Origin of the sequence: Crocosphaera watsonii WH 8501 (genome assembly GCF_000167195.1) — a bacterium.
Classification (GTDB): Bacteria; Cyanobacteriota; Cyanobacteriia; order Cyanobacteriales; family Microcystaceae; genus Crocosphaera; species Crocosphaera watsonii.
The window spans coordinates 1-2207 of sequence record NZ_AADV02000312.1 but is presented as its reverse complement, the minus strand read 5'-3'; the positions used below and the strand labels follow the sequence as shown (position 1 = coordinate 2207).

General features: G+C 33.3%; 4 protein-coding genes and 1 pseudogene. 3 read left to right on the top strand and 2 right to left on the bottom strand.

Annotation, left to right across the window (positions count from 1 at the left end; all coding sequences use genetic code 11):
• The coding region (locus tag CWATDRAFT_RS31285) for a DUF5131 family protein (protein WP_007308682.1) at nt 1-399 on the bottom strand (399 nt) is incomplete at its 3' end.
• On the opposite strand from CWATDRAFT_RS31285, the gene CWATDRAFT_RS31280 reads away from it, so the two are divergent.
• The 3 genes and pseudogenes from CWATDRAFT_RS31280 to CWATDRAFT_RS31275 all read left to right on the top strand — a co-directional run bounded on the left by CWATDRAFT_RS31280 (nt 329) and on the right by CWATDRAFT_RS31275 (nt 1669).
• On the top strand, nt 329-871 hold the full coding sequence (locus CWATDRAFT_RS31280) for a hypothetical protein (RefSeq protein ID WP_007313376.1): 543 nt from the start codon (nt 329-331) through the stop codon (nt 869-871). The two genes, CWATDRAFT_RS31285 and CWATDRAFT_RS31280, sit on opposite strands and share 71 nt — an antisense overlap.
• Before the next feature lie 455 nt (nt 872-1326).
• Nucleotides 1327-1461: pseudogene (locus tag CWATDRAFT_RS42095) on the top strand (BrnT family toxin); the annotation flags it as partial.
• Nucleotides 1448-1669 carry a hypothetical protein gene (locus tag CWATDRAFT_RS31275; RefSeq protein WP_007313375.1) on the top strand — a complete coding sequence of 74 codons (222 nt, stop codon included), beginning with the start codon at nt 1448-1450 and terminating at the stop codon, nt 1667-1669. The pseudogene CWATDRAFT_RS42095 and the gene CWATDRAFT_RS31275, both read left to right, overlap by 14 nt.
• A gap of 125 nt (nt 1670-1794) precedes the next feature.
• On the opposite strand, the gene CWATDRAFT_RS31270 is transcribed toward CWATDRAFT_RS31275, so the two are convergent.
• Nucleotides 1795-2127, bottom strand: coding sequence for a XisI protein (locus tag CWATDRAFT_RS31270; RefSeq protein WP_007308681.1), 333 nt, complete (start codon nt 2125-2127; stop codon nt 1795-1797).
• Nucleotides 2128-2207 lie beyond the last annotated feature (80 nt).

Here is a 2207-nt window from a genome sequence, read left to right as displayed (position 1 = left end):
TACTGATACACCCATCCAAATATTATCAGACCATTCTAACTCAGGAGCTAATTCTACAAGTCTTTGATCCCGTTTAGTTAAAATTTGGTATATGTGCCAAGGCGTTTCCTTCATTACTGCAAAAACCTCTTGCAGATAACTGATGGGAACATCTTCATGAAAAAGATCACTCATTGAATTAACAAAAATTCGGCTAGGAGTACGCCAACGTCTGGGTTGATCAAGTCTTTCTCGATGAAGCGTTAATTTAAAGCCTTCTGGAAAACTCTTCGTAAAACGCTGAGTTAATGCCTCTGCATAACAATAAGTACAACCTGGACTGACTTTAGTGCATCCAGTTGAAGGATTCCATTCAGATAAATCAGAAGAATTACAAGATGAACTTTTTAAAATACCCACACCATGTGATTATATAAAAAGTGAAATCGAAAAGGGAAGCATCACTAACGATGATTTTTATCTAGATATCATTGGTTTAATTCCTGAGAATTCAGAAGACTATCAACAGTATAAGTGTCTTGAGGAGATTAGTAACAATATTACTATAATTAGAGTCGAAACATATCAGGAACTTGAAGAAGCTATAAAGACACAAAATCCAGATAATAGTTGGACAAAATCAAAACAATCACCAGAAAAAACAGAAGATCCAGAGGACAAAGAACCCGACGGAGGGACCACAATAAATAAATTTTATATAATAATACCAATTGTTTTAGTCAGTGGACTAGGAATAACTGCACTATTACGGCCTGTGCGCAATTTTATTGGAAATACTTTAATTAATGTGGGAAATGCACTGGTTAAAACAGGGGAAAGTTTAAAAAAAGACAAGGAAAATGAAGATAATCAGATAGATAAATCACAATAAGTGCGATCGCCTATCTTGTAGTGCGATCGCTTATCTTGTAGGTTGGGTTGAGAGACGAAACCCAACATAAGCTATTCTTGTTTTTGACATTTATTTGTTGGGTTGCATTTTGTTTAACCCAACCTACAAAGCAGGGCTATTTCATTCTAATTTTTGACTTTTTGTGTATTAACGAGAATCGGTCATCTTAGAGGTTTAAATTTAAATTAGCTAATTCCTGAAACCCAGTAAACTCGTTACCTAACTCCAGAATGAAATGACCCTGCCTACAAAGCGATAACATATTTATGGGATAAGATAGAGAAATTTGGATCAATTATGCAATTTTAGTGGGATGAAAACAAAGCAAAACAGAACTTATCAAAACATAGTGTTTCTTTTGAAGAAGCAAAAACGATTTTGATGATCCCTTATATGTTGACTTCTACGATCCTGATCACTCAGACAATGAAGAACGTTATCTTATGGTAGGACAATCTAACCGACGACGTATACTGATTTTATCTTATACTGAAAGAGGGAATAGAATTCGCCTTATTAGTGCTAGAGAAGTCACACCAAACGAGAGAAAAACTTATGAACAAGGATAACCCTAATGTCAATGATGACTTAAGAGAAGAGTATGATATCACCAGTTTAAAAGTCAGAAAATTTCGTCGAAATAGAAAAAGTTTTGCCGGCAATATCGTCCGTTTAGATCAAGACGTAGCTGAAATGTTTCCTAATGCAGAAGCAGTCAACGAAGCATTACGCTTTTTAATGAGGGTAACACAACAAAATCAATCTCCTAAAATATAGCGCGATCGGTGATAGGTAATATATTTGCTTAATTAGTTATGGTCAAAGTAACAAACAGGAGAGCAAAATTTATGAACAAAATTTCAATCTAGGTTGGGTTGAGAGACGAAAACCAATCTAACTCCTTAATTAACTGAATATTCCGTAAATTGTCGTTTAAAAGGAGGATGAAAACCAATAACAATATCTGATTTAGGAACACCATTTTTCACTAATTCTTCCCCTATTTCTATTTCCGTTCCATTATGTTGAATCCATATTTTATTATTTTTAATATCTAAATGTAAAATACAACCATAAATCCAATTGTCATTTTTCCAACCCACATTAACAATTTGATAATGATGTCTAATGGGATCAAAAATCAATTCTGTTTCAACATCCTTATCTTGGCTAAACTGAGCATATTCTTGCAATATATTTTGTATAATAAAGCTATACTTTTCTAACTTATCCATTGTTGATAACCTCCTCAGTTGGTTTATAAATAATCAGTTTTAATTTATAATCAATCATTATTTTTTGAACAATTCTTTTC